Here is a 24044-nt window from a genome sequence, read left to right on the forward strand (position 1 = left end):
TCCAAGGATCAAACGGAACGGCCGGCGCGAAGCCGGCCGTCGACGCCGAGTATGCGCGCCTAGCGCGAACCGCGCACGCGGCGCAGTTCGTCGTAGATCAGCAGCACCGCGCCGACCGTGATTGCGGAATCGGCGAGGTTGAACGCCGGGAAGTGCCAGGCGCCGAGGTGGAAATCGAGAAAGTCGATCACGTGACCGTAGATGAGCCGGTCGATCACGTTGCCGAGCGCGCCGCCGAGGATCAGCGCGAGCGACACGCTGAACAGCCGCTGATGACCGTGGCGCTTCAGCAGGAAGCAGATCACGAGCGTCGCGCCGATGCCGAGCGCGGTGAACGCCCAGCGCTGCCAGCCGCTCGCGGTCGACAGGAAGCCGAACGCGGCGCCGCGGTTGTACACCAGCACGAGGTTGAAGAACGACGTCAGCGCATGCTGCGCGCCGTACGCGAACGTTTTCAGGATCGCGATTTTCGACAACTGGTCGAACAGGATCACGATCAGCGAAATGCCGAGCCAGGGCGCAAGCGCGCCGCTGGCCGGTTTCGACAGGGTTTTCGCCATGGTTTAAGCAGCGCTCCGGATTTCGCCGTTTTCGAACAGGTTGGAGAAGCAGCGGCCGCACAGCGTCGGGTGATCGGCGTGCACGCCGACATCTTCGCGGTAGTGCCAGCAGCGTTCGCACTTCTGGTACTTCGACGCAGCCACGTCGACGCTCTCCTGCGCCTCGTCGTCGACCCTGACGACGGTCGCCGCCGATGTGATCAGCACGAACTTCAGGTCGTCGCCGAGGCTCGTGAGCGCGTCGTAACGCGCGCCGCTCGCATGCACGGCGACTTCGGCCTGCAGCGACGAACCGATGCGGTTCGCGGTGCGCGCTTCCTCCAGCGCCTTCGCCACGTTGCCGCGCACGTTGCGCAGCAGCGCCCACTTTTCGATCAGCGCGGCCGAGCCGGCGATTTCCGGATACGCGTAGTAGGTTTCCGTGAAGATCGTGTCGCTGGCCGGCTGGAACACCTTCCACGCTTCTTCCGCCGTGAACGACAGGAACGGCGCGAGCACGCGCAGCAGGCCCTGCGTCAGGTGGTACAGCGCCGTCTGCGCGGAGCGGCGTGCGCGCGAATCGGCCGCGCTCGTGTACAGGCGATCCTTCAGCACGTCGAGGTAGAAGCCGCCGAGATCTTCCGAGCAGTACGTCTGCAGCTTCGCGACGACCGGGTGGAATTCGTACTTCTCGTAGTGGCCGAGCAGATCCGCCTGCATCTGCGCCGAGAACGCCACCGCATAGCGGTCGATCTCGAGCCATTCGTCGACGGGCACCGCGTGCTGCGCGACGTCGAAATCCGACAGGTTCGCGAGCAGGAAGCGCAGCGTATTGCGGATGCGGCGATAGCCTTCGGTCACGCGCTTCAGGATTTCCTCGGAGATCGCGAGCTCGCCCGAGTAGTCGGTCGACGCGATCCACAGGCGGATGATTTCCGCGCCGAGGCGGTTCGCGACTTCATGCGGGTCGATGCCGTTGCCGAGCGACTTGCTCATCTTGCGGCCTTCGCCGTCGACCGTGAAGCCGTGCGTGAGCAGGCCCTTGTACGGCGCGCGGCCGTCGATCATCGACGCGGTCAGCAGCGACGAGTGGAACCAGCCGCGATGCTGGTCCGAGCCTTCGAGGTAGAGGTCGGCCGGGAACTGCAGCTGATCCTTGTGCGAGCCGCGCAACACGTGCCAGTGCGTCGTGCCCGAGTCGAACCACACGTCGAGCGTGTCGCGGTTCTTTTCGTACAGGTTCGCGTCGTCGCCGATCAGCTCGCGCGGATCGAGCGTCTGCCAGGCCTCGATGCCCGACTGCTCGACGCGTTTCGCGACTTCGTCGAGCAGCTCGAGCGTGCGCGGGTGCAGCTCGCCGGTTTCCTTGTGCACGAAGAACGCCATCGGCACGCCCCACTGGCGCTGGCGCGACAGCGTCCAGTCGGGACGGTTCGCGATCATGCTGAACAGGCGCTGCTTGCCCCACGACGGATAGAACGCCGTCGCATCGACGCCTTCGAGCGCCGTTTCGCGCAGCGTCTTGCCGCCGTCGCTCGGCGTCACGTCCATGCCGGCGAACCACTGCGACGTCGCGCGGTAGATGATCGGCGTCTTGTGGCGCCAGCAGTGCATGTAGCTGTGCGTGTACTTCTCGCTGCGCAGCAGCGAGCCGGCCGCGTTCAGCGCCTCGACGATCTTCGGGTTCGCGTCCCAGATCGACAGGCCGCCGAACAGCGGCAGCGATTCGATATAGCGGCCGTCGCCCATCACCGGGTTGATGAAGTCCGAGTCGGTCATCCCGTGCGCCTTGCAGGACATGAAGTCCTCGATGCCGTATGCGGGCGACGAGTGCACGACGCCGGTACCCGTGTCGGTCGTCACGTAGTCGCCGAGGTAGACGGGGGCGGTGCGCTTGTAGCCGGGGTGGGCCGACGCGAGCGGGTGGTGGAAGCGCAGGTTCGCGAGCTTCACGCCCGGCGCGGTCGCGACGACGCGGCCGGTCAGCTTGAAGTCGGCCATGCACGCGGCGACGCGCTCTTCCGCGATGATCAGCAGCCCGCGCTCGGTGTCGACCAGCGCGTAGACGATTTCGGGATGGAGGTTCAGCGCCTGGTTCGCCGGGATCGTCCACGGCGTGGTGGTCCAGATCACGATGCCGCCCTCGGCGCGCGGCAGCGCCGGCAGGCCGAACGCCTGCGCGGTCTTTTCCGGCTCCGCGAACGCGAACATCACGTCGATCGTCGGGTCGGTGCGGTCCTTGTACTCGACTTCCGCCTCGGCGAGCGCCGAGCCGCAATCGAAGCACCAGTTAACCGGCTTCAGGCCGCGGTACACGTAGCCCTTCTCGATGATCTTGCCGAGCGCGCGGATCTCTTCCGCCTCGTTGACGAAGTTCATCGTCTTGTACGGGTTGGCCCAGTCGCCGAGCACGCCGAGGCGCTTGAAGCCGACCTTCTGCTTCTCGATCTGCTCGGTCGCGTACGCCCGCGCCTTGCTCATCACCTCGGCCGCCGGCAGCGACTTGCCGAACTGCTTCTCGATCTGGATCTCGATCGGCATGCCGTGGCAATCCCAGCCCGGCACGTACGGCGCGTCGAAGCCGGCCATGTTGCGCGACTTGACGACGATGTCCTTCAGGATCTTGTTGACGGCGTGACCGAGGTGGATGTCGCCGTTCGCATACGGCGGGCCGTCGTGCAGGATGAACTTCGGCCGGCCCTTGCTGGCCGCGCGGATCTTCTCGTAAATGCCGCGCTCCTCCCATTCCTTGACCCACTGCGGCTCGCGCTTGGGCAGGTCGCCGCGCATCGGGAACGGCGTGTCGAGCAGGTTGACCGGATACTTGGCCTGCGGTTTCGAATCGGCTTTCTTGTTGCTCATGATGGGATCGCTATCAAATCGGGGGACGCGCGAGCGTCGTGAATCGGGGATGCGCGCGAGTGAGCGGCGCGAGGGTGCGGCGCGGGGCGCCGCCGGCCGGATCAGCTAATTCGGTCGGTGGCCGATGTCGAGAAGCCCGTGGCGCGGCTGCCGGGCGCACGGTCACGCTCGACGAAGTACGCGCGCGCATTCGCGACATCCAGCGCGATCGCGCGCGACAGCGCTTCGAGATCGTCGAATTTCGCCTCGTCGCGCAGCTTCTTCAGGAACTCGACGCGGATGAGCTTGCCGTATGCATCGCCGTGCCAGTCGAGCAGGTGGACTTCGAGCAGCACGCGGCCCGAATCGTCGACGGTCGGGCGCAGGCCGAGGCTGGCGACGCCCGGCAGCGGCGCGGGGCCGAGGCCGTGCACCTGCACGACGAAAATGCCCGCGAGCGCCGGCCGCTTGTGCGCGATCGGCAGGTTCAGCGTCGGGAAGCCGAGGTCGCGGCCGAGCTTCAGCCCGTGCGCGACGTGGCCGCTGATCGCGTAGCCGTGACCGAGCGCCTGCGCGGCCGCGTCGAGATCGCCGGCCGCGAGCGCGGTGCGCACGCCCGAGCTGGAGATGCGTGCGCCGTCGCTGCCGGCCACGGTGCCCATCTGTTCGACCTCGAAGCCGTACTGCTCGCCGGCCGCCTTCAGCGTGTCGAAGGTGCCCGCGCGCTTCGCGCCGTAGCAGAAATCGTCGCCGACCATCATCCAGCGCGTGTGCAGGCCGTTCACCAGCGTGCGTTCGACGAACGCTTGCGGCGACTGGCTCGCAAAGGTGTGGTTGAAGTGCTCGACGACCACGCGGTCGACGCCGTGATCGCGCAGCGCCTCGAGCTTGTCGCGCAGCATCGCGATGCGCGGCGGCGCGCCCGCCGGGTTGAAGAATTCACGCGGGTGCGGCTCGAACGTCATCACGCACACCGGCAGGCCGCGCGCGTCCGCTGCCGCGCGCACGCGCGCGAGCAGGGCCTGGTGGCCGCGATGGACACCGTCGAAGTTGCCGATCGTCAGCGCGCACGGGGCGCGGCTCTCGGCGTTGGGCAGGCCGCGGAAGACTTTCACGATAGCGGATGCAGCGTCGGGGAATGGGCGGTGGGATGCCGCAAAGCAGAAGATTATAAACGTTCGGGAGAGCCGGCGGCCGAGAAGGCGGGAAACGCGGGGGCGAATGGTAAAATTCGCGAATGAAAAAACTCGTGATCCTGATTTCCGGTCGCGGCAGCAACATGGAGGCCATCGTCCGCGCGTGCGCGCAGGAACGCTGGCCGGCCGAGATTGCCGCCGTGATCGCCAACCGGCCCGATGCGGCCGGACTGGCTTTTGCCGCGTCGCACGGGGTGGCGACGGCGGTGGTCGACCACCGGTCGTTCGATGGCCGCGACAGCTTCGATGCGGCGCTCGCCGCCGAGATCGACCGTTTCGCGCCCGATCTCGTCGTCCTCGCCGGCTTCATGCGCATCCTCACGCCCGCATTCGTCAGACGATACGAGGGCCGGCTGCTGAACATCCATCCGTCGCTGCTGCCAAGCTTCAAGGGCATCCACACGCACCAGCAGGCGCTCGAGGCGGGCGTCGCGGTGCATGGCGCGAGCGTGCATTTCGTCGTTCCGGAGCTCGACAGCGGCGCCATCGTCGCGCAGGGCGCGGTGCCGGTGCGTGCGGGCGACGACGCGGCGGCGCTCGCGCAGCGGGTGCTGGCGGTCGAGCATGTGCTGTACCCGCGTGCGGTGCGCTGGTTCGTCGACGGGCGTTTGCGCCTCGAGAACGGGCGTGCAGTGCTGGCGCCGGAAGAGGCGCGCTGGATTTTCGCGGATCAACCGCATACCGAAACGAGTGAGGGCGTATGAAGCTGCACGGATTCCTGATCGGCCAGACCGAGACATTGCTGGCCGAGGTGCTGAAGTTCGCCGGCCCCGCCGACGCGACGACGAGCCGGTTCTTCCGCGCACACCCGAAGCTCGGGCACGCCGAGCGCGGCGTGATCGCCGAGGCCGTGTTCGCGGTGCTGCGCCGGAAGATGGAGTTTTCGCACCTGGCCGAGAGCGGCACGGGCACGCCCGCGCGGCGCCTCACGCTGCTCGGCCTGATGCAGACGGTCGGCCGCAATGCGCTGAGGCCGTTCCTGTCCGATGCCGAGTCCGCGTGGCTCGAGCACGTGTCGAAAATCGATCCGGCGAGCCTGCCGGTGCGCGTGCGCACGAACCTGCCGGACTGGATCCTGCAGGCGCTGGCGGCCCGTTTCGACGCCGATGAGCTCGCGCAGCTCGCCGCCGCGCTGAACTACCCGGCGCCGCTCGACCTGCGCGCCAACGTGCAGAAGGCCAATCGCGACCAGGTGATCGATGCGCTGCGCGCGAGCGGCATCGACGCGGGCGCGACGCCGTTCGCGCCGAGCGGCGTGCGTGTCGTCGGCAAGCCGGCGCTGACGCGGCTGAAGCTGTTCGAGGAAGGCCAGATCGAGGTGCAGGACGAGGGCAGCCAGCTGCTGTGCTCGCTGGTCGCGCCGCGCCGCGGCGAGATGGTCGTCGATTTCTGCGCGGGCGCGGGCGGCAAGACGCTCGCGCTGGGCGCGATGATGCGCTCGACCGGGCGCCTCTATGCGTTCGACGTGTCGGAGAAGCGCCTCGCGAAGCTGAAGCCGCGCCTCGCGCGCAGCGGGCTGTCGAACGTGAACCCCGTGCTGATCGACAGCGAGCACGACGCGAAGATCAAGCGGCTCGCCGGCAAGATCGACCGCGTGCTGGTCGACGCGCCGTGCAGCGGCCTCGGCACGCTGCGCCGCAATCCGGACCTGAAGTGGCGCCAGACGCGCACGGCGATCGACGAACTGACGCCGAAGCAGGCGTCGATTCTCGCGAGTGCCGCGCGCCTGGTGAAGAAGGGCGGCCGGCTCGTCTATGCGACCTGCAGCGTGCTGGACGCCGAGAACGAGCGCATCGTCGAACAGTTCCTGGCCGACCATCCCGAGTTCGTGCTGGTGCCGGCGCAGAAGGTGCTGGACGAGCAGCGCATCGAGATCGAGACGGGCGACTACCTGTCGCTGTGGCCGCATCGCCACGCGACCGACGGCTTCTTCGCCGCGGTGCTCGAGCGGCGCGCGCAGTAACGGCGGCCCGGACGGACGATGGAGAATCTGCAGAGCCGCCTGCTGTCGCACCGGTTGGCGTCGGTCATTCGCGATTTCCACCAGCCGGTGATGATCTGGCAGGCGGCGATCCTGGTCGGGGCGCTGTGTTTCGCATGGGTGGCCGCGCGCTTCGTGCACGGCCGGATCGATGCGCGCCGCCGGGCGGCCGGACGCGCGCCCGGCGCGGGCGCGCACAGCCTGAAGCGCGCGCTGTTTCCGCTGTTCGGCGGCGTGTTCGCGGGCGGCGCGCAGCTCGCGTTCGACCCGTTCATGTCGACGTCGCTGTTGTCGCTCGCGCTCGTGCCGCTGTTCGGCATCGGGCTGATCTACGTGCTGTTCTTCTTCGCGCGGCGCGTGTTCGCGCGCGACGGCCATACGCATGCGTGGCTGTCGATCGTCGAGAAGATCGTGTCGACCGTCGTGTGGGCCGCGATGGTGCTGACCGTGCTCGGCATCCAGCGCGACGTGCTCGGCTGGCTCGACAGCGTGCAGTTCCGCGTCGCGAACGCGCACCTCACGCTGCTGTCGCTGATCTCCGGCGCGCTGTGGGTCTGCGTGACGCTGATGGTCGCGATGTGGCTCGGGTCGGTGCTCGAGGATCGCCTCACGCGTTCGAGCACGCTCGACGTCAACCTGAAGGTCGTGCTGTCGCGGGTCGGCCGCGCGCTGCTCGTGTTCGCGGCGGTCCTGATCGGGCTGTCGCTCGTCGGCATCGACGTGACGGTGCTCGGCGTATTCGGCGGCGCGGTCGGGGTCGGCCTCGGTTTCGGGCTGCAGAAGATCGCCAGCAACTACGTGTCGGGCTTCATCATCCTGCTCGACCGCTCGCTGCGGCTCGGCGACGCGATCAGCGTCGGCGGGCTGCAGGGCGTCGTCACGCAGATCCGCACGCGCTACACGGTCGTGCGCGGCCTCGACGGCAACGAGACGCTGATCCCGAACGAGAAGCTGATCACCGACGTCGTGCAGAACCAGTCGTCGTACCTGACGCGCGGCTATGCGAAGGTCGCGGTGCAGGTTGCGTACACGAGCGACGTCGAGCAGGCGCTCGCGTTGCTCGCCGACGCCGCGAAAGGCGTGCCGCGCGTGCTGGCGGAGCCTGCTCCGACCCCGTATCTGGTGGGTTTCGGTGCGGACGGGATCGATCTGGAACTCGGCTTCTGGATCGAGGATTCCGCGAAAGGCACGTCGGGCGTGCGTTCGAGCGTGAACCGCAACATCTGGCGGCTGTTCGGCGAGCATGGCGTGTCGATTCCGTTCCCGCAGCGCGAAGTGCGCGTGGTCGGGTGGCCGGACGGCGTTGCCGCCGCAGGCGAGGCCGCTGCGCCCGGCCCGGTGGCCGGCAACGGCGCGGCGGACGGGCGCGCACCGGCCGTGTAGCCTGGCGGCCGCCAATCGCGTCGGCCCGCGGCCGGAACCGGATCGCGGGCCCTTCCAAGTCCGCCCATGGACTGCGCCGGTTGCGTCAGGGCAAGAAAATGTTCATTTTTTACAAAGACTTGGAACGGTTGAAGTAAAATTCTGGTCTACACGCGGTATGCTTTCATTTTTCTGACGTCTGCGCGAGCCGGCGTCGCTCTCATCACGGGTAACTGCCTTGTTGAATTCCCTGCTCGATTTTCTTTCCCACGGGCTCCTGCGTTTTTCGTGGTGGCAGGTCGCGCTGTTCGCGCTTGCCGTCACGCACGTCACGATCATCGGCGTGACGGTCTACCTGCATCGCTGCCAGGCGCACCGCGCGCTTGAGATGCATCCGATCGCGAGCCACTTCTTCCGCCTCTGGCTGTGGATGACGACCGGCATGCTGACCGGCCAGTGGGCCGCGATTCACCGCAAGCACCACGCGAAGTGCGAGACCGAGGAAGATCCGCACAGCCCGCAGACGCGCGGCATCTGGAAGGTGTTCCTCGAGGGCGCCGAGCTGTATCGCGCGGAAGCGAAGAACGAAGAAACGATGCGCAAGTTCAGCCACGGCACGCCGAACGACTGGATCGAACGCAACGTGTACTCGAAGTACCCGATCCTCGGCGTGAGCATGATGATGGTGATCGACGTCGCGCTGTTCGGCGTGCTCGGCCTGACCGTGTGGGCCGTGCAGATGGTCTGGATTCCGTTCTGGGCGGCCGGTGTCGTCAACGGTTTCGGCCACTTCTGGGGCTATCGCAACTTCAACTCGGCCGACGCGAGCACGAACCTGTTCCCGTGGGGCATCGTGATCGGCGGCGAAGAGCTGCACAACAACCACCACACGTTCGCGACGTCGGCGAAGCTGTCGAACAAGTGGTACGAGTTCGACATCGGCTGGATGTATATCCGCATCATGTCGGCATTCGGTCTCGCGAAGGTGAAGAAGGTCGCGCCGACGCCGCGCCTGAACAAGCCGAAGACCGTGCTCGACCAGGAAACGCTGCAGGCCGTGCTGTCGAACCGCTACGAAGTGATGGCGCGCTACGGCAAGGCCGTGAAGCGTGCGTATCGCCAGGAACTCGCGCACCTGAAGGAACTCGGCTCGAGCGAGAAGTACCAGCTGATGCGCGGCGCGCGCAAATGGTTCCACAAGGATGCCGACGGCCTCGACGAGCCGCAGAAGAAGCTGCTGCCGGAAATCTTCGCCAACAGCCAGAAGCTGCATACGTACTTCCAGCTTCGCCAGGATCTCGCTGCAATCTGGGATCGTTCGACCGCCTCGCGCGAACAGCTGCTCGCGCAATTGCAGGATTGGTGCCATCGCGCAGAACAAAGCGGCATCAAGGCGCTGCAGGAATTCGCGACGCGCCTGCGCCGCTACGCCTGATTCGAAATCGATTAGAATCTAAGGACGTCACAAACCCCGCGTTGGCGGGGTTTTTTTATTTCGGCCGCCGGTTTCGATACATGACCGGACGGGCCGGATTCCGTCCAAGCCTTGGGGCGGCGTTGAAGCAACGCCCCGGGGCGAGCGCAGGGGATGAGGCCTGAGCGCGCCAAAGCGCCGGCTCGGGTCGACAGGAGATATGGAGATGCAATCGACGATCAAACCCGTCGAATACGACCGGCCCGTCGCGGCGGGGACCGTGTGCGGTGTGGGGCAGGCGTGGGCCAAGGTGCCCGATGCCCCGTCCGCCGAAGAGCGCGCCGCACTGAAGGCGCGCATCAAGGCGTTGCTCGTGCGTGAAAAGGCCGTGCTGGTCGCGCACTACTATGTCGATGGCGAACTGCAGGAACTGGCTGACGAAACCGGCGGCTGCGTTGCCGATTCGCTCGAGATGGCCCGCTTCGGCCGCGATCACGACGCGCAGACCCTGGTCGTCGCCGGCGTGCGCTTCATGGGCGAAACCGCGAAGATCCTGAGCCCGAACAAGCGGATCCTGATGCCCGATCTCGATGCGACCTGTTCGCTCGACCTCGGCTGCCCGGTCGACGAGTTCTCGGCATTCTGCGACGCGCATCCCGACCGTACCGTCGTCGTCTACGCGAACACCAGCGCAGCCGTGAAGGCACGCGCGGACTGGATGGTCACGTCGTCGATCGGCCTCGAGATCGTGGCCGACCTGCACGCGCGCGGCGAGAAGATCATCTGGGCGCCCGATCGCCATCTCGGCAATTACATTCAGAAGAAAACCGGCGCGGACATGCTGCTGTGGCAGGGCTCGTGCCTCGTTCACGACGAATTCAAGGGGATCGAGCTCGATCTGCTGCGCGCCGAGTATCCGGACGCGAAAGTGCTCGTCCACCCCGAATCGCCGGAAAACGTCGTTGCGCTGGCCGATGCCGTCGGCTCGACCACGCAACTGATCGACGCGGCCGTGAAGCTCGACGCGACGCGCTTCATCGTCGCGACCGATCTCGGCATCCTGCACAAGATGCAGCTCGCGGCACCCGGCAAGACCTTCATCGCCGCGCCGACGGCCGGCAACAGCGCGACCTGCAAGAGCTGCGCGCACTGCCCGTGGATGGCGATGAACGGCCTCGCGAACCTCGCCGAAGTGCTTGAACGAGGTCATAACGAGATCTTCGTCGATCCCGCGATCGGCGAGCGTGCGCGCCTGCCGATCGACCGGATGCTCGGTTTCGCCGCCGCGCACAAGAAGCGCGTGCAGGCGAGCGGCGATCTGCAGCGCGACCAGCAACTGTTTGCAAACGTGGGGGCCGCATGATGAACAGCCTCCACGCGCAGGTTCAATCGTCGTCCGCCGATGAAGCCGCCGTCCTCGAAGGGGGCGCGAGCGCCGTTTCGCCGCTGTTCGGCAGCGTTCGCGAGCAATACGGCGCGGCGTTCGACGCGGCGATCGCGCGCAACGTGGCCGATGCGATCGCGGAAGACGTCGGGGCCGGCGACCAGACCGGGCGGCTCGTGCCGGCCGGCGGGCGCCGCCGTGCGCGCATCATCGTGCGCGAGGACGCCGTGCTGTGCGGCGTGCCGTGGTTCGAGGCAGTGATTGCCCGCATCGATCCCGCGATCGTCGTGCAATGGCGCTATCGCGAAGGCGACCGCATGACGCCCGATTCGACCGTCTGCGAGCTCGAAGGGCCGGCACGGTCGCTGTTGACGGCCGAGCGCAACGGGCTGAACTTCCTGCAACTGCTGTCGGGCGTCGCGACCGCGACGCGCCGCTACGTCGATCGCGTGGCAGGCACGCGCACGAAGATCCTCGATACGCGCAAGACGCTGCCGGGCCTGCGGCTCGCGCAGAAGTACGCGGTGCGCGTGGGCGGCGGCGAGAACCAGCGGCTCGCGCTGTACGACGGCATCCTGATCAAGGAAAACCACATCGCGGCGGCGGGCGGTGTCGGCCAGGCGCTCGACGCGGCGTTCGCGCTGGAGTCGGGCGTGCCCGTGCAGGTCGAGGTCGAGACGCTTGCGCAACTCGACACGGCGCTCGCGCATCGCGCGCAGTCGGTGCTGCTCGACAACTTCACGCTCGACATGATGCGTGAAGCGGTGCGCGTGGCGCACGGCAAGGCCGTGCTCGAAGTGTCGGGCGGGGTCAATTTCGACACGGTGCGTGCGTTCGCGGAAACGGGTGTCGACCGCATCTCGATCGGCGCGCTGACGAAGGACGTGCGCGCGACGGACTATTCGATGCGGATCGTCGACTGAGCGGGCGTCCGCGTCCGAACAGAAAAGCCGTTGGCACGTGAGTGCCAACGGCTTTTTTCCTGTGCGGGCCGCAGCCCGGGAGGGGGGGCGCTTAGCGGCGCGCGCGCGGCGTGAGCACGCTCGGCAGCGCCTTCGGCAGCGTGTGCGGCCAGTCGCGGCTGTAGTGCAGCCCGCGGCTTTCGCGGCGCGAGTGCGCACTTTTCACGATCAGCGTCGCCACGTCGACGAGGTTGCGCAGTTCAAGCAGGTCGCGCGTCACGCGGAAATTCGCGTAGTACTCGTGGATCTCGTCGCGCAGCAGCGACAAGCGGTGCTTCGCGCGTTCGAGACGCTTGTCGGTGCGCACGATGCCGACGTAGTTCCACATCAGGCGGCGCAACTCGTCCCAGTTGTGCGCAACGACGACTTCCTCGTCCGCATCCGATACTCGGCTCTCGTCCCATGCCGGCAGCTTGGCCGGCGTTTCGGCGTCGAAGCCGGCCGCCTCGATCGCTTCGGCGGCCGCACGGCCGATCACGAGACACTCGAGCAGCGAGTTGCTGGCGAGCCGGTTGGCGCCGTGGAGCCCCGTGTACGACGTTTCGCCGACCGCATACAGGCCCGTCAGGTCGGTGCGCCCGGCGAGATCGGTGACGACGCCGCCGCACGTGTAGTGCGCGGCCGGCACGACGGGAATCGGCTCTTTCGCGATGTCGATGCCGAACTCGAGGCAGCGTGCGTGAATCGTCGGGAAGTGTTCGCGCAGGAACGCTTCCGGCTGATGGCTGATGTCGAGGTACACGCAGTCGATCCCGCGCTTCTTGATCTCGAAGTCGATCGCGCGCGCGACGATGTCGCGCGGCGCGAGTTCGGCGCGGGGATCGTGCGCGGGCATGAAGCGCGTGCCGTCGGGCAGCTTCAGCAGGCCGCCTTCGCCGCGCACGGCTTCCGAGATCAGGAACGACTTCGCATACGGATGGAACAGGCAGGTCGGGTGGAACTGGATGAATTCCATGTTCGACACGCGACAGCCCGCGCGCCACGCCATCGCGATGCCGTCGCCGGTCGCGGTGTCGGGGTTCGTCGTGTACAGGTAGACCTTGCCGGCGCCGCCCGTCGCGAGCACCGTATGCGGCGCCTCGATCGTGATCGTGCGGTCGTTGTCGACATCGAGCGCGTACAGGCCGTGACAGCGGCGGCCGGGCAGGCCGAGCCGGTCGGACGTGATCAGGTCGATCGCGTGGTGATTTTCGAAGAACGTGATGTTCGGATGCTGGCGCGCACGTTCCGACAGTGTCGCGAGCACCGCGTGGCCGGTCGCGTCGGCCGCGTGGATGATCCGGCGATGGCTGTGACCGCCTTCGCGCGTCAGGTGGAAGCCGAGTTCGGCCGCGTCGTCCTTCGTGAACGGCACGCCTTGCGAGATCAGCCATTCGATCGCCTCGCGGCCGTGCTCGACGATGTATCGCGTGGCGGCTTCGTCGCACAGGCCGCCGCCGGCGACCAGCGTGTCGTCGACGTGGTTCTCGATGCTGTCCGTCGAGTCGAGGACGGCCGCGATGCCACCCTGTGCGTTATCGCTTGCGCCCTCCATCATCGAGCGTTTCGCGATCAGCGCGACACGTCGCGTGCTGGCCAGATTGAGTGCGACCGACAGCCCTGCCAGGCCGCTGCCGACGATCGCCACGTCGAATTTCATGCTGCATCTCCATCGTTACGCTTTTGATCTTGTGCGTTCCGGCGGCCAAGGCCGCGGAAAGGGGAGAGCATACCGCGTCGGGCCAAAGCGTGCGCGCAAAACAAAAAGCCCCGCAAATGCGGGGCTTTTCGCTTGTCAGCGGGCTCGCAGAAACCGGAGATTACTTGATCTTGGTTTCTTTGTATTCCACATGCTTGCGGACGACGGGATCGAACTTCTTGATCGCCATCTTTTCCGGCATGTTGCGCTTGTTCTTCGTGGTCGTGTAGAAATGACCCGTACCAGCAGTCGACTCGAGCTTGATCTTGTCGCGTGCGCCTTTTGCCATGATTGTGCTCCTTGGGCTTAGGCTTCGCCGCGTGCGCGCAGGTCAGCGAGCACGGAATCGATGCCGTTCTTGTCGATCAGGCGCAGGCCGGCGTTCGAGACGCGCAGGCGCACCCAGCGGTTTTCGCTCTCTACCCAGAACCGGCGGTTTTGCAGGTTCGGCAGGAAGCGGCGCTTCGTCTTGTTGTTTGCGTGGGAAACGTTGTTGCCGCTCATCGGCGCTTTCCCAGTTACTTGGCATACGCGTGCCATGAGAGCACTCCTAATACGCTAAATTCGGGGTTCGATCGCCGATGAAGGTTCCATCGCACCGCCACGTGATCCATGGCTGCACTCAGAACGCCGAAGCCCTTACAGACAAGGCCCTTCGATGGCTAGAACTGGTTGGAAAAAAGACAGACGGCGATTCTAGCAGAAAAAGTTCAGAAAAATCAAACCTAATTTCGCTTCACCGTTGCGGCGCCCGTTGGCGGGCCGCCGCGCCACAGTCTACAGCCAACCGGCACGTGCGAACGAAAAAGTATCGCCGGTGCCGATGACGACATGATCGAGCAGCCGCACGTCGACGAGTGCGAGCGCATCGTGCAGCACGCGGGTCAGGCGGCGGTCTTCCGCGCTCGGCTGCACCGCGCCGGACGGATGGTTGTGCGCGACGATCAGCGCCGCGGCGTTGTGCTGCATCGCGCGGCGCACGATCTCGCGCGGGTAGACGGCCATGCGCGTCAGCGAGCCGCGCGTGATTTCCTCCGTTTCGATCAGGCCGTTGCGCGCATCGAGGTAGACCGCGGCGAACACTTCGTACGGGCGCGCGCCGATCTTCAGCCGCAGATAATCCTCGACCGCGCCGGGCGAATCGATCGGCGTCGTCTCGCGCGCCTTCTCCTTCAGCACGCGCCGCGCGATCTCGGTGACCGCCATCAGCCGCGCCGACCGCGCGGGGCCGATGCCGGCGTGCGCCTGGAAATCGGCGTCGCTCGCCTCGAGCAGCCCGCGCAACGTCTTGAACTGCGCGACCAGGGCGCGCGCGATGACGAACACATCGTGCTCCGGCGTGCCGGTGCCGAGCAGCAGTGCGATCAGTTCGTCGTTGGTCAGCGCGGCCGGCCCGCGTTCCAGCAGCCGCTCGCGGGGGCGTTCGGGGCACCAGCCGCGCGGGAGGCGCCCGCACCGGCCGACAGGGAGGGCGCAGCCGGGCGCGGCGGCCGGCCGGTCGTGGGCGTCGCGGCATTCGAGCGGCGGCGGGGCGAGGCAGGGTGACAGCATGCTTGGAACTCCATTGGCGGCGGGCGGTGTGCGCGACGTCGTCGCACTTTCCGCCTTGCGCGCTCAGGTGACTTACAATATTGGCTTTGCGCCGGGCCTTTCGGCCGTTTCGGGCGCCGACTGAACGAGTAATTCATGAGCCTCATCGATCTATCCGAAGTGAAGCCCGGTTCCCACGTCACGTTGCATTACCGCCTGGCACTGGCCGACGGCGCCGACATCGTCAACACCTTCACCGACAAGCCGGCCACGCTGCTGCTCGGCGCGGGGCAGCTGGCGCCGTCGCTGGAACAGATTCTGCTCGGGCTCAGGGTCGGCGACCACTCGACTTATCAGCTAACGCCCGAGCAGGGGTTCGGTCCCCGTAATCCCGACATGCTCCAGCGCGTGACGCTGTCGACGCTGCGCGAGAACGGGATGGTCGGCGACGATTTCACGCCGGGCGAGCTGATCGAGTTCAATGCGCCGGACGGCGGCCGGTACGCGGGGGTGCTGAAGGAAGTCAGCGAAACCTCGGCGCTGTTCGACTTCAATCATCCGCTCGCGGGCCAAGCGCTCACGTTCGAAGTGAAAATCATCGGAATCCTGTAATCATGAGCACCACCGATACGCTGTCCGGGCAGACCGTCGCCGCCGACGCCGAAATCCTGCTGGCCCAGCCGCGCGGTTTCTGCGCAGGCGTCGATCGCGCGATCGAGATCGTCGAGCGGGCGATCTCGATGCACGGCGCGCCGATCTACGTCCGTCACGAAATCGTCCACAACAAGTACGTGGTCGAGGATCTGAAGAAGAAAGGCGCGATCTTCGTCGAGGAGCTCGAGGAAGTGCCGGCCGGCAACACCGTGATCTTCAGTGCGCACGGCGTGTCGAAGGCCGTGCGCGACGAGGCCGACGTGCGCGGGTTGCGTATTTACGACGCCACCTGCCCGCTCGTCACGAAAGTGCACGTCGAGGTCGCGAAGATGCGCCAGGACGGCGTCGACATCGTCATGATCGGGCACAAGGGCCATCCGGAAGTCGAGGGCACGATGGGGCAGGTCGAGCGCGGCATGCATCTCGTCGAGAGCGTCGAGGATGTCCTGAAGCTGCAGCTCGCCGATCCCGAGCGCATCGCGCTCGTCACGCAGACCACGCTGTCCGTCGACGACGCGGCCGAGATCATCGCGGCGCTGAAGGCGAAGTATCCGAAGATCCGCGAGCCGAAGAAGCAGGACATCTGCTACGCGACGCAGAACCGCCAGGACGCGGTGAAGTTCATGGCGCCGCAGTGCGATGTCGTGATCGTCGTCGGCAGCCCGAACAGTTCGAATTCGAGCCGCCTGCGCGAAGTGGCCGAGAAGCGCGGCGTCGACGCCTACATGGTCGATGCGCCCGACCAGATCGATCCGGCATGGGTCGCGGGCAAGCGCCGCATCGGCGTGACGGCCGGCGCATCGGCGCCCGAGGTGCTCGCCCAGGCCGTGATCGCGCGGCTGCGCGAGCTCGGCGTGCGCAACGTCCGCGCCCTCGACGGCATCGAGGAAAACGTGTCGTTCCCGCTGCCGCGCGGGTTGAACCTGCCGCCCGCCGCCTGATTGACGCATTGCACCCGCGGAACACCGAAGCGCGCCTCCCGGCGCGCTTTTTTTTGCCTGTCGAAATTGTAATCGCAACCATTATTCGTGTTCGCGGTGCAACCGGGTTGCCCTGCGTGTTTCCAAGCGTCTCTCAAAATTGGTTGCAATGCAGGAAAACCCCATCGAATCAGGATTATTGGCGTCCTATAAATGGAGTTACAATGCGCCCGTTTTCAGGCCTGAATGGCTTTGAGATCGGGTTTGGGCAAGGCGCGGGAGACCATTCAATGCATGTGAAGTTGGCGTACGCCATGTCCGTCGCCGCACCGGTTGCAATGCTTGCCGGCTGCAGCAAAAAGAGCGACGACGGGGCGGGCAGGGAGGCTGCGGCGTTCGCGGCACCGCCGGCCAGCGGCGTGCGCGTCGCCGGAGCCGGTCGTGTGGCGCCATCCGTGTGCCGCAGCGCGCAATTGGGCAAGGACAAGGAAGACGGGGCACGTTTGGCGATCGAGGAATTCAACGCGCCTGGCCTGGCGATCGGCCGGGCAGCGGGCATGCAGGTTGCATTGCAGTACACCGCCGGCCATGGTGCCACGGCGACCGGGCGTGCCGGCCGACGGCAGCCGGCAGCAGCGCCTGGCGCTGCGGGCCGCGTGCGGAAGTCACCGGCCCCCTTTCATTTCGATTCGACGAAACTGCGCGTTGCCGCGATCGGTGGTGTTGCGACGCGCAGTCTGGTTCGTACGATGGATTCCGACGCAGTCCTGACGAATGTCGGGTGCGGTCTTCGCGGCGCCCGGACGGGCGGCGCGGCACGGAATCCGATCCGCCCGGGTGCGGGGTTTGCCCCGCACCGGACGGAAACAGGCACGGATGCCGGGCAACCGGACGAAGGCCGTCTCGGCATGCTGCCCTACGACTTCAAGGAGGCCACGAACACCGTCCTCGATGTCGTGACGATTTAGCGACGGGACTCATGACGGCACCGGAACAGTGCGGTGCCGTTTTTGTATCCGCTCCGGCGGCAGGTCCGGCCGTACAGGCCGGGCGGCGCGCGCCGGGACGATCCACCCTTACCGGTATCGACTAGTACCCGCAGTGTCGCCGAGAAGGCGCGATTCCTCGCTTACCCGCGGGGCGCAACGTCCTCCGGCAGCACGGGCCAAGGAGCTTTAAATGGATATTTTCGTCCAGCAGGTTCTCAACGGGCTGGTGCTCGGCAGTGTCTACGCCATCATCGCGTTGGGCTACACGATGGTGTACGGCATTCTCGGCATCATCAACTTCGCACATGGCGACGTGCTGATGATCGGCGCGATGGTCGCCCTGTCGGCCATCACCGTGCTGCAGAACCACTTCCCCGGACTCGGCAACGTCGCGACGCTGACGATCGGCCTGGGTATTGCCGCGGTCGTCTGTGCGTTCGTCGGCTTCACGATCGAACGCGTCGCCTACCGGCCGCTGCGCCGCGCGCCGCGCCTCGCGCCGCTGATCACCGCGATCGGCGTGTCGATCCTGCTGCAGACGGCTGCGATGATCATCTGGTCGCGCAACCCGCTGCCGTTCCCGCAATTGCTGCCGACCGATCCGATCAACGTGATCAAGGCCACCGACACGACGCCCGGCGCCGTGATCTCGGTGACTGAAATCGTGATCATCGCGGTTGCGTTCATCGTGATGGGCGGCCTGCTGCTGCTCGTGCACAAGACCAAGCTCGGCCGTGCGATGCGCGCGATCGCCGAAAGCCCGAACACCGCCAGCCTGATGGGCGTGAACCCGAACTTCGTGATCTCCGCGACGTTCATGATCGGCTCCGCGCTCGCCGCGCTGGCCGGCGTGATGATCGCGTCCGAATACGGCAACGTGCACTTCTACATGGGCTTCATCCCCGGCATGAAGGCATTCACGGCCGCGGTGCTCGGCGGGATCGGCAACCTCGGCGGCGCCATGGTCGGCGGCGTGCTGCTCGGCCTGATCGAGCAGCTCGGGGCCGGCTACATCGGCAACCTCACGGGCGGCGTATTCGGCAGTAACTACCAGGACGTGTTCGCCTTCATCGTGCTGATCATCGTGCTGGTGTTCCGTCCGTCCGGCCTGCTGGGCGAACGGGTCGCGGATCGCGCGTAACGGAAGGGAGCAAACGACATGACATCCATTCAACCGATCGAATCCTCGACGTCGCTCGTCGAAGAGCGCAACACCGCCAAGACCGTCATCATCGGCCTCCTGACCGCGGTCTTCGTGATCGCGGCGCCGATCATCATCGGCTCGGCCGGCGGCAACTACTGGGTCCGCGTGCTCGACTTCGCGATGCTGTACGTGATGCTCGCGCTGGGCCTGAACGTGGTGGTCGGCTTCGCCGGCCTGCTCGACCTGGGTTACATCGCGTTCTACGCGGTGGGCGCGTACACGGCGGCATTGTTGAGCTCGCCGCACCTGAGCTCGCAATTCGAGTGGATCGCGGCGCTGGCGCCGAACGGGCTGCATGTGCCGTTCCTGATCATCGTGCCGATCGCGATGGCGCTGGCGGCCACCTTCGGGATCCTGCTCGGCGCGCCGACGCTGCGCCTGCGCGGCGACTACCTGGCGATCGTGACGCTCGGCTTCGGTGAAATCGTTCGGATCTTCATGAACAACCTCGACCGTCCGGTGAACATCACCAACGGCCCGAAGGGGATCACGGGCATCGATCCGGTGCACCTCGGCGACTTCAGCCTTGCCCAGACGCACTCGCTGTTCGGGATCCAGCTGCCGTCGGTCTACATGTACTACTACCTGTTCGTGCTCTGCTCGCTGCTGGTGATCTGGGTGTGTACGCGCCTGCAGCACTCGCGTATCGGCCGCGCATGGGCGGCGATCCGTGAAGACGAGATCGCGGCGAAGGCGATGGGCATCAACACCCGCAACGTGAAGCTGCTCGCATTCGCGATGGGCGCGTCGTTCGGCGGCCTGTCGGGTGCGATGTTCGGTTCGTTCCAGGGCTTCGTGTCGCCGGAATCGTTCACGTTCTGGGAATCGATCGTCGTGCTCGCGTGCGTGGTGCTCGGCGGCATGGGCCACATCCCGGGCGTGATCCTGGGTGCGGTGCTGCTCGCGATCTTCCCGGAATTCCTGCGCTCGACGATGAGCCCGCTGCAGCACGCGCTGTTCGGTCACGACATCGTCGACACGGAAGTGATCCGTCAGGCGCTGTACGGCCTCGCGATGGTGGTCATCATGCTGTACCGCTCGGAAGGTCTGTGGCCCGCGCCGAAGCATGAGGACAAGATCGCGAAACTGGCGAAGCGCAACAGCAAGAAGCCGGTGCGCGCTTAACCTACGGACACAGGGGATACACACATGAGCGACAAGCAAATCCGACTGTCCGTGCAGGGCGTGAACAAACGCTTCGGCGGCCTGCAGGCACTGTCCGACGTCGGCCTGCAGATCAAGGAAGGCGAGATCTACGGCCTGATCGGCCCGAACGGTGCCGGCAAGACCACGTTCTTCAACGTGATCACGGGCCTCTACACGCCGGATTCGGGCGACTTCAAGCTGGACGGCCAGAACTACACGCCGACGGCCGTGCACCAGGTGGCCAAGGCCGGCATCGCGCGCACGTTCCAGAACATCCGCCTGTTCGGCGGGATGACCGCGCTCGAGAACGTGATGGTGGGCCGCCACGTGCGCACCAAGCACGGGCTGCTCGGCGCGGTGTTCCAGACGCCGGCCGAACGCCAGGAAGAGCGCGAGATCAAGGAACGCGCGATCGAGCTGCTCGACTACGTCGGCGTGCTGCAGTACGCCGACTACACGTCGCGCAACCTGTCGTACGGCCACCAGCGCCGGCTGGAAATCGCACGCGCGCTGGCGACCGATCCGAAGCTGCTCGCGCTCGACGAGCCGGCGGCCGGGATGAACGCGACCGAGAAGGTCGAACTCACGCGCCTGCTCGACAAGATCCGTTCGGACGGCCGCACGATTCTCCTGATCGAGCACGACGTGAAGCTCGTGATGGGGCTGTGCAACCGGATGACGGTGCTCGATTACGGCAAGGTGATCGCCGAGGGTCTGCCGCAGGACGTGCAGAAGAATCCGAAGGTGATTGAGGCATATCTCGGCGCAGGGGTGCACTGATGGCAGCGGCAATGTTGAAAATCAAGGGCTTGCAGGTCAACTACGGCGGCATCCAGGCCGTCAAGGGCGTTGACATGGAAGTCCGTCAGGGCGAGCTCGTGACGCTGATCGGCGCGAACGGCGCGGGCAAGACCACGACGATGAAGGCGATCACGGGTCTGAAGGCGTATTCGGCGGGCGACATCGAGTACGACGGCAAGTCGATCAAGGGCGTGCCGTCGCACGAGTTGCTCAAGCGCGGCCTCGCGATGGTGCCGGAAGGCCGCGGGATCTTCGCGCGGATGTCGATCATCGAGAACATGCAGATGGGCGCGTATCTGCGCAACGACAACGACCAGATCAAGAAGGACGTCGACCGCATGTTCGGCTTCTTCCCGCGCCTGAAGGAGCGTGCGACGCAGCTCGCGGGCACGCTGTCGGGCGGCGAGCAGCAGATGCTGGCGATGTCGCGCGCGATCCTCTCGAAGCCGAAGCTGCTGCTGCTCGACGAACCGTCGATGGGCCTGTCGCCGATCATGGTCGAGAAGATCTTCGAGGTGGTGCGTGAAATCTCGAAGGAGGGCATCACGGTGCTGCTCGTCGAACAGAACGCACGGCTTGCGCTGCAGGCGGCCGACCGCGGCTACGTGATGGATTCGGGCACGGTCACGATGGAAGGCGACGCGAAGCAGATGCTCGACGATCCGAAGGTGCGTGCCGCGTATCTGGGTGAATGAGCGAGTGAATGAGCGGGCCCGGTAGCGCGCGACGGCGAGTGCCGGGCGCGTCGCACGCGGGCTTTCGAAAGGCTGTCACGGAATGCCGTGACAGCCTTTTTTTTCGTCTTCCGGCGATTCGCGGCGAACTTGTCCGTGCGGAAGCGACTCCATGCGACTGTTGCGCCGGGCCCGCGGCGGCCGTTCGATGCCGGCCGCCGGCCGCCGGCCGCCGGCAGCGGGTTGCCGGCAAATCGACACACGGGCCGCGTAGCATCGAAGGCCCGGCGAAATACGGAGCGCACGCATGAGTCTCGACTATGGTTTCGTGAAGGCGAAGGTGACATCGGTGGCGAAGCTGAAGGGCTCGCCGCACGGCAACGAGATCCAGTATCACATCCACCTGACGCTGGCGCTGCCCGGCGGCGACTGGGACGTCGCGATCAACGTCGGCACCAGCGACGCGGACGACCTGCTGAACTACAAGCTCGTCTACGATTTCCACCACCCGATCACGCAGACGCTCGCGGATGCGGCCGAAGGCTATACGGACCTGACGGGGCAGGCGGCATTGCCCGCGCTCGACTACCTGCGCAGCGACATCCTGAGCGAAACGGGCGCGTGGCGCGCGAGTGAGGTGATGGACGGCACCGAAAACCCGGAGCCGATCCCGTCGCTGCTGCGGCTCGTGAACGCCGCGCAGTCGCAGGGGCTCGACGTCGTCGTGTTCGGCCGCTCGTATGCGGAAGGCAACGGGATCCACGACACGCACATGAACCAGGGCTCGACCGGCTCGAACTATCTGCACCGCGAGGGCGACGACCACAACGACCACAACGACGTCTGGCAGGACGGCGCGCTGATCGTGCGCGTGAACGACACGCAATGGGCCGCGTATTTCGCGGCGTTCGAGCAGCAGGCCGTGCCGACCGACGCGCTCGGCAATCCGCTGCCGGGCGCGGGGCCGATCACGCGCTGAGTCGGGCCGGCGGCGGTATTACGCAGCCGGCAGCGTCTTGCCGAACGAGATGCGCTCCTCGACGCGATAGCCGAGGGCCGCATAGAAGCGGCACGCATCGTCGTTGCCGGGCAGCACCTGAAGGTTGATCTTCAGGCAGCCGCGTGCGGCGAGCGCGCGTTCCGCATGCGCGATCAGCGCGCGGCCGACACCGAGCCGCCGCGCGTCGTTCGCGACGCCGAACGAGTAGAGCCAGCCGCGATGTCCGTCGAAACCCGCCATCAGCGTACCGACGACGCGCGTGCCGCTCGTCGCGACGAAGAACAGCTCCGGCTGCGTCGCGAGCTTCAGCGCGATCGATCGCAGCGGGTCGCGGTGCGGCGGCGCGCCGTCTTCGTCGTACTGCGGGAACGCGTCGCGCCATACCGCGAGCACGGCGTCGGTGTCGGCGCGTTCGAACGGGCGGATGGCGATTGCGTCGGTTGCGGCGGCGTCCATCGCGGCGGTCTCCTTAGAGCGTGTCGAGGATCGACCGCAGCATCGCCATCATCTGGTCGATTTCCTCGGTCGTCACGTTCAGGGCGGGCATGAAGCGCAGCAGGTTCGGCCGCGCGGCGTTCAGCAGCAGGCCGTCCGGCTGCATGTCGCGCGCCTTCTCGACGATCTGCGGGCCGATGTCCTTGCCGAGCAGCAGCGCGCGCAGCAGGCCTTCGCCGCGTTCGCCCTCGAAGCCGCGCTCCTCCGACAGCTCGAGCAGCCTGCGCTTCAGGTATTCGCTGCGTTCGCGCACGCCTTCGAGGAAGCCCGGTGCGACGAGCTGCGAGATCACCGCATGGCCGGCCGCCGTCATCAGCGGGTTGCCGTTGTACGTGCCGCCCTGGTCGCCGGCCTCGAACACCGCGACGTCGGCCTTCGACAGCAGCGCGCCGAGCGGCACGCCGCCGCCGATGCCCTTCGCGAGCGTCATGATGTCCGGCTCGATGCCCGACAGTTCGTAGGCGAACAGCGTGCCCGCGCGGCCGCAGCCGCTTTGCACCTCGTCGACGATCAGCAGCAGGTTGTGCTGTTTCGTCAGCGCGCGCAGCGCCTGCATGAATTCACGCGTCGCCGGAATCACGCCGCCTTCGCCCTGGATCGGTTCGAGCATCACGGCGACGGTCTTGTCGGTGATCAGCCGCTCGACCGAGTTGATGTCGTTCAGCTCGGCCTTCGGGAAGCCCGGCACCTGCGGGGCGTAGATCGTGTCCCAGCCCGGCTTGCCGCTGGCCGACATCGTCGCGAGCGTACGGCCGTGGAAGCTGTGGTCGAACGTGATGATCTCGTACGCGCCGTTCCTGAACTTGCGCCCCCACTTGCGTGCGAGCTTGATCGCGCCTTCGTTAGCCTCGGCGCCGCTGTTCGTGAAGAACACCTTGTCGAACACGCTGTGCTGCGTGAGCAGGCCCGCGAGCTTCGCCATCGGCTCGTTGTAGAACGCCGGCGACGGGTTCAGCAGCTTGTCCGCCTGCGTCTTCAGCGCCTCGACGATGCCATCGTTGCAGTGGCCGAGGCTGTTGACGGCCCAGCCCTGGATGAAGTCCAGATAGCGCTTGCCGGTGTGATCGTAGAGCCACGAACCCTTGCCGTGCGTAAACACGATGTCGGGGCGGTTCGTGATGTACATCAGCGAGTCGATCGGATAATCGTTCAGGGGCATGGCAGCAGACTCCAGCGGACGTTGAAAGGGAAACGGGCAATAAAAAAGCCACGGAAGGCCGTGGCTGGTGGGTTCGAACAGCTTGTGCGTAACCGGTGAAGCGGTGGGGGTTACG

The 24044-nt window shown here is 66.3% G+C and carries 23 protein-coding genes; 14 read left to right on the forward strand and 9 right to left on the reverse strand.

From position 1 onward, the window contains the following. Nucleotides 1-59 precede the first annotated feature (59 nt). From lspA to GQ57_RS33225, 3 genes are all read right to left on the reverse strand, one after another. Entirely contained in the window at nt 60-560 is a 501-nt protein-coding gene (gene lspA, locus GQ57_RS33215) for a signal peptidase II (RefSeq protein WP_031398494.1), read from the reverse strand. A gap of 3 nt (nt 561-563) precedes the next feature. Beyond that, nucleotides 564-3401, reverse strand: coding sequence for an isoleucine--tRNA ligase (gene ileS, locus GQ57_RS33220; protein ID WP_031398493.1), 2838 nt, complete (start codon nt 3399-3401; stop codon nt 564-566). A 101-nt stretch (nt 3402-3502) separates the two neighbouring features. Then, nucleotides 3503-4495 (reverse strand): bifunctional riboflavin kinase/FAD synthetase, encoded by a 993-nt coding sequence (locus GQ57_RS33225; RefSeq protein ID WP_031398492.1) that lies wholly within the window; start codon nt 4493-4495, stop codon nt 3503-3505. Between the two features lie 122 nt (nt 4496-4617). Here GQ57_RS33225 and purN point away from each other — a divergent pair, with 122 nt between their 5' ends. The 6 genes from purN to nadC all read left to right on the forward strand — a co-directional run bounded on the left by purN (nt 4618) and on the right by nadC (nt 11640). Beyond that, on the forward strand, nt 4618-5280 hold the full coding sequence (gene purN, locus GQ57_RS33230; protein ID WP_031398491.1) for a phosphoribosylglycinamide formyltransferase: 663 nt from the start codon (nt 4618-4620) through the stop codon (nt 5278-5280). Then, nucleotides 5277-6539: an RsmB/NOP family class I SAM-dependent RNA methyltransferase gene (locus tag GQ57_RS33235; RefSeq protein ID WP_031398490.1), complete on the forward strand. Its 1263-nt coding sequence runs from the start codon at nt 5277-5279 to the stop codon at nt 6537-6539. Before purN ends, GQ57_RS33235 begins: the two co-directional genes overlap by 4 nt. A gap of 18 nt (nt 6540-6557) precedes the next feature. After that, the gene (locus GQ57_RS33240; protein WP_031398489.1) at nt 6558-7940 is read left to right on the forward strand and encodes a mechanosensitive ion channel family protein; all 1383 of its coding nucleotides are present in this window, start codon (nt 6558-6560) and stop codon (nt 7938-7940) included. Between the two features lie 217 nt (nt 7941-8157). Then, on the forward strand, nt 8158-9354 hold the full coding sequence (locus tag GQ57_RS33245) for a DesA family fatty acid desaturase (protein WP_031398488.1): 1197 nt from the start codon (nt 8158-8160) through the stop codon (nt 9352-9354). Nucleotides 9355-9559: 205 nt separating this feature from the next. Continuing rightward, nucleotides 9560-10696 carry a quinolinate synthase NadA gene (gene nadA, locus GQ57_RS33250; protein ID WP_034200092.1) on the forward strand — a complete coding sequence of 379 codons (1137 nt, stop codon included), beginning with the start codon at nt 9560-9562 and terminating at the stop codon, nt 10694-10696. Beyond that, entirely contained in the window at nt 10693-11640 is a 948-nt protein-coding gene (nadC, locus tag GQ57_RS33255) for a carboxylating nicotinate-nucleotide diphosphorylase (RefSeq protein ID WP_425321990.1), read from the forward strand. Before nadA ends, nadC begins: the two co-directional genes overlap by 4 nt. 91 nt (nt 11641-11731) lie before the next feature. Here the strand turns inward: nadC and nadB are convergent, their stop codons facing one another. The 4 genes from nadB to radC form a co-directional block, all read right to left on the reverse strand. Further along, nucleotides 11732-13318, reverse strand: coding sequence for an L-aspartate oxidase (nadB, locus tag GQ57_RS33260; protein ID WP_034200089.1), 1587 nt, complete (start codon nt 13316-13318; stop codon nt 11732-11734). A gap of 160 nt (nt 13319-13478) precedes the next feature. Continuing rightward, the gene (rpmG, locus tag GQ57_RS33265; RefSeq protein WP_006478046.1) at nt 13479-13646 is read right to left on the reverse strand and encodes a 50S ribosomal protein L33; all 168 of its coding nucleotides are present in this window, start codon (nt 13644-13646) and stop codon (nt 13479-13481) included. Nucleotides 13647-13663: 17 nt separating this feature from the next. Beyond that, entirely contained in the window at nt 13664-13897 is a 234-nt protein-coding gene (gene rpmB, locus GQ57_RS33270; protein WP_004186391.1) for a 50S ribosomal protein L28, read from the reverse strand. Nucleotides 13898-14134: 237 nt separating this feature from the next. Next, nucleotides 14135-14908, reverse strand: a complete 774-nt coding sequence (gene radC, locus GQ57_RS33275) for a RadC family protein (protein WP_031398484.1) — start codon at nt 14906-14908, stop codon at nt 14135-14137. A 135-nt stretch (nt 14909-15043) separates the two neighbouring features. On the opposite strand from radC, the gene GQ57_RS33280 reads away from it, so the two are divergent. From GQ57_RS33280 to GQ57_RS33315, 8 genes are all read left to right on the forward strand, one after another. After that, nucleotides 15044-15499, forward strand: a complete 456-nt coding sequence (locus GQ57_RS33280; protein ID WP_031398483.1) for an FKBP-type peptidyl-prolyl cis-trans isomerase — start codon at nt 15044-15046, stop codon at nt 15497-15499. Between the two features lie 2 nt (nt 15500-15501). Next, nucleotides 15502-16482 carry a 4-hydroxy-3-methylbut-2-enyl diphosphate reductase gene (gene ispH / locus GQ57_RS33285; RefSeq protein WP_031398482.1) on the forward strand — a complete coding sequence of 327 codons (981 nt, stop codon included), beginning with the start codon at nt 15502-15504 and terminating at the stop codon, nt 16480-16482. Between the two features lie 269 nt (nt 16483-16751). Beyond that, nucleotides 16752-17429, forward strand: coding sequence for a hypothetical protein (locus GQ57_RS33290; RefSeq protein WP_034200090.1), 678 nt, complete (start codon nt 16752-16754; stop codon nt 17427-17429). 211 nt (nt 17430-17640) lie between these two features. Next, nucleotides 17641-18591 (forward strand): branched-chain amino acid ABC transporter permease, encoded by a 951-nt coding sequence (locus GQ57_RS33295; RefSeq protein WP_006488946.1) that lies wholly within the window; start codon nt 17641-17643, stop codon nt 18589-18591. Between the two features lie 18 nt (nt 18592-18609). Then, nucleotides 18610-19779, forward strand: a complete 1170-nt coding sequence (locus GQ57_RS33300; protein ID WP_031398480.1) for an ABC transporter permease subunit — start codon at nt 18610-18612, stop codon at nt 19777-19779. A gap of 24 nt (nt 19780-19803) precedes the next feature. Further along, a complete protein-coding gene (locus GQ57_RS33305; RefSeq protein ID WP_031398479.1) occupies nt 19804-20580 on the forward strand; it encodes an ABC transporter ATP-binding protein in 777 nt (258 codons plus the stop codon). Next, a complete protein-coding gene (locus GQ57_RS33310; protein ID WP_031398478.1) occupies nt 20580-21296 on the forward strand; it encodes an ABC transporter ATP-binding protein in 717 nt (238 codons plus the stop codon). The genes GQ57_RS33305 and GQ57_RS33310 overlap by 1 nt, the downstream gene beginning before the upstream one ends. Nucleotides 21297-21582: 286 nt before the next feature. Then, nucleotides 21583-22254 carry a DUF2278 family protein gene (locus GQ57_RS33315; RefSeq protein ID WP_031398477.1) on the forward strand — a complete coding sequence of 224 codons (672 nt, stop codon included), beginning with the start codon at nt 21583-21585 and terminating at the stop codon, nt 22252-22254. Nucleotides 22255-22272: 18 nt separating this feature from the next. On the opposite strand, the gene GQ57_RS33320 is transcribed toward GQ57_RS33315, so the two are convergent. Beyond that, complete coding sequence (locus GQ57_RS33320; protein WP_031398476.1) at nt 22273-22731, reverse strand: GNAT family acetyltransferase; 459 nt, start codon at nt 22729-22731, stop codon at nt 22273-22275. 13 nt (nt 22732-22744) lie between these two features. After that, nucleotides 22745-23929 carry an acetylornithine transaminase gene (locus GQ57_RS33325; RefSeq protein WP_031398475.1) on the reverse strand — a complete coding sequence of 395 codons (1185 nt, stop codon included), beginning with the start codon at nt 23927-23929 and terminating at the stop codon, nt 22745-22747. Nucleotides 23930-24044 lie beyond the last annotated feature (115 nt).

Origin of the sequence: Burkholderia sp. MSh2 (genome assembly GCF_000731655.1) — a bacterium.
Taxonomy (GTDB): domain Bacteria; phylum Pseudomonadota; class Gammaproteobacteria; order Burkholderiales; family Burkholderiaceae; genus Burkholderia; species Burkholderia paludis.

Bases quoted from the DNA above. Each gene is read 5' to 3' on its own strand.
- radC (WP_031398484.1), bottom strand. From the start codon at position 14,908: ATGCTGTCACCCTGCCTCGCCCCGCCGCCGCTCGAATGCCGCGACGCC.
- nadA (WP_034200092.1), top strand. From the start codon at position 9,560: ATGCAATCGACGATCAAACCCGTCGAATACGACCGGCCCGTCGCGGCG.
- GQ57_RS33295 (WP_006488946.1), top strand. From the start codon at position 17,641: ATGGATATTTTCGTCCAGCAGGTTCTCAACGGGCTGGTGCTCGGCAGT.
- GQ57_RS33290 (WP_034200090.1), top strand. From the start codon at position 16,752: ATGCATGTGAAGTTGGCGTACGCCATGTCCGTCGCCGCACCGGTTGCA.
- GQ57_RS33280 (WP_031398483.1), top strand. From the start codon at position 15,044: ATGAGCCTCATCGATCTATCCGAAGTGAAGCCCGGTTCCCACGTCACG.
- GQ57_RS33235 (WP_031398490.1), top strand. From the start codon at position 5,277: ATGAAGCTGCACGGATTCCTGATCGGCCAGACCGAGACATTGCTGGCC.
- GQ57_RS33300 (WP_031398480.1), top strand. From the start codon at position 18,610: ATGACATCCATTCAACCGATCGAATCCTCGACGTCGCTCGTCGAAGAG.
- GQ57_RS33320 (WP_031398476.1), bottom strand. From the start codon at position 22,731: ATGGACGCCGCCGCAACCGACGCAATCGCCATCCGCCCGTTCGAACGC.
- lspA (WP_031398494.1), bottom strand. From the start codon at position 560: ATGGCGAAAACCCTGTCGAAACCGGCCAGCGGCGCGCTTGCGCCCTGG.
- rpmB (WP_004186391.1), bottom strand. From the start codon at position 13,897: ATGGCACGCGTATGCCAAGTAACTGGGAAAGCGCCGATGAGCGGCAAC.
- ispH (WP_031398482.1), top strand. From the start codon at position 15,502: ATGAGCACCACCGATACGCTGTCCGGGCAGACCGTCGCCGCCGACGCC.
- nadC (WP_425321990.1), top strand. From the start codon at position 10,693: ATGATGAACAGCCTCCACGCGCAGGTTCAATCGTCGTCCGCCGATGAA.
- rpmG (WP_006478046.1), bottom strand. From the start codon at position 13,646: ATGGCAAAAGGCGCACGCGACAAGATCAAGCTCGAGTCGACTGCTGGT.
- purN (WP_031398491.1), top strand. From the start codon at position 4,618: ATGAAAAAACTCGTGATCCTGATTTCCGGTCGCGGCAGCAACATGGAG.
- GQ57_RS33315 (WP_031398477.1), top strand. From the start codon at position 21,583: ATGAGTCTCGACTATGGTTTCGTGAAGGCGAAGGTGACATCGGTGGCG.
- GQ57_RS33240 (WP_031398489.1), top strand. From the start codon at position 6,558: ATGGAGAATCTGCAGAGCCGCCTGCTGTCGCACCGGTTGGCGTCGGTC.
- ileS (WP_031398493.1), bottom strand. From the start codon at position 3,401: ATGAGCAACAAGAAAGCCGATTCGAAACCGCAGGCCAAGTATCCGGTC.
- nadB (WP_034200089.1), bottom strand. From the start codon at position 13,318: ATGAAATTCGACGTGGCGATCGTCGGCAGCGGCCTGGCAGGGCTGTCG.
- GQ57_RS33305 (WP_031398479.1), top strand. From the start codon at position 19,804: ATGAGCGACAAGCAAATCCGACTGTCCGTGCAGGGCGTGAACAAACGC.
- GQ57_RS33325 (WP_031398475.1), bottom strand. From the start codon at position 23,929: ATGCCCCTGAACGATTATCCGATCGACTCGCTGATGTACATCACGAAC.
- GQ57_RS33310 (WP_031398478.1), top strand. From the start codon at position 20,580: ATGGCAGCGGCAATGTTGAAAATCAAGGGCTTGCAGGTCAACTACGGC.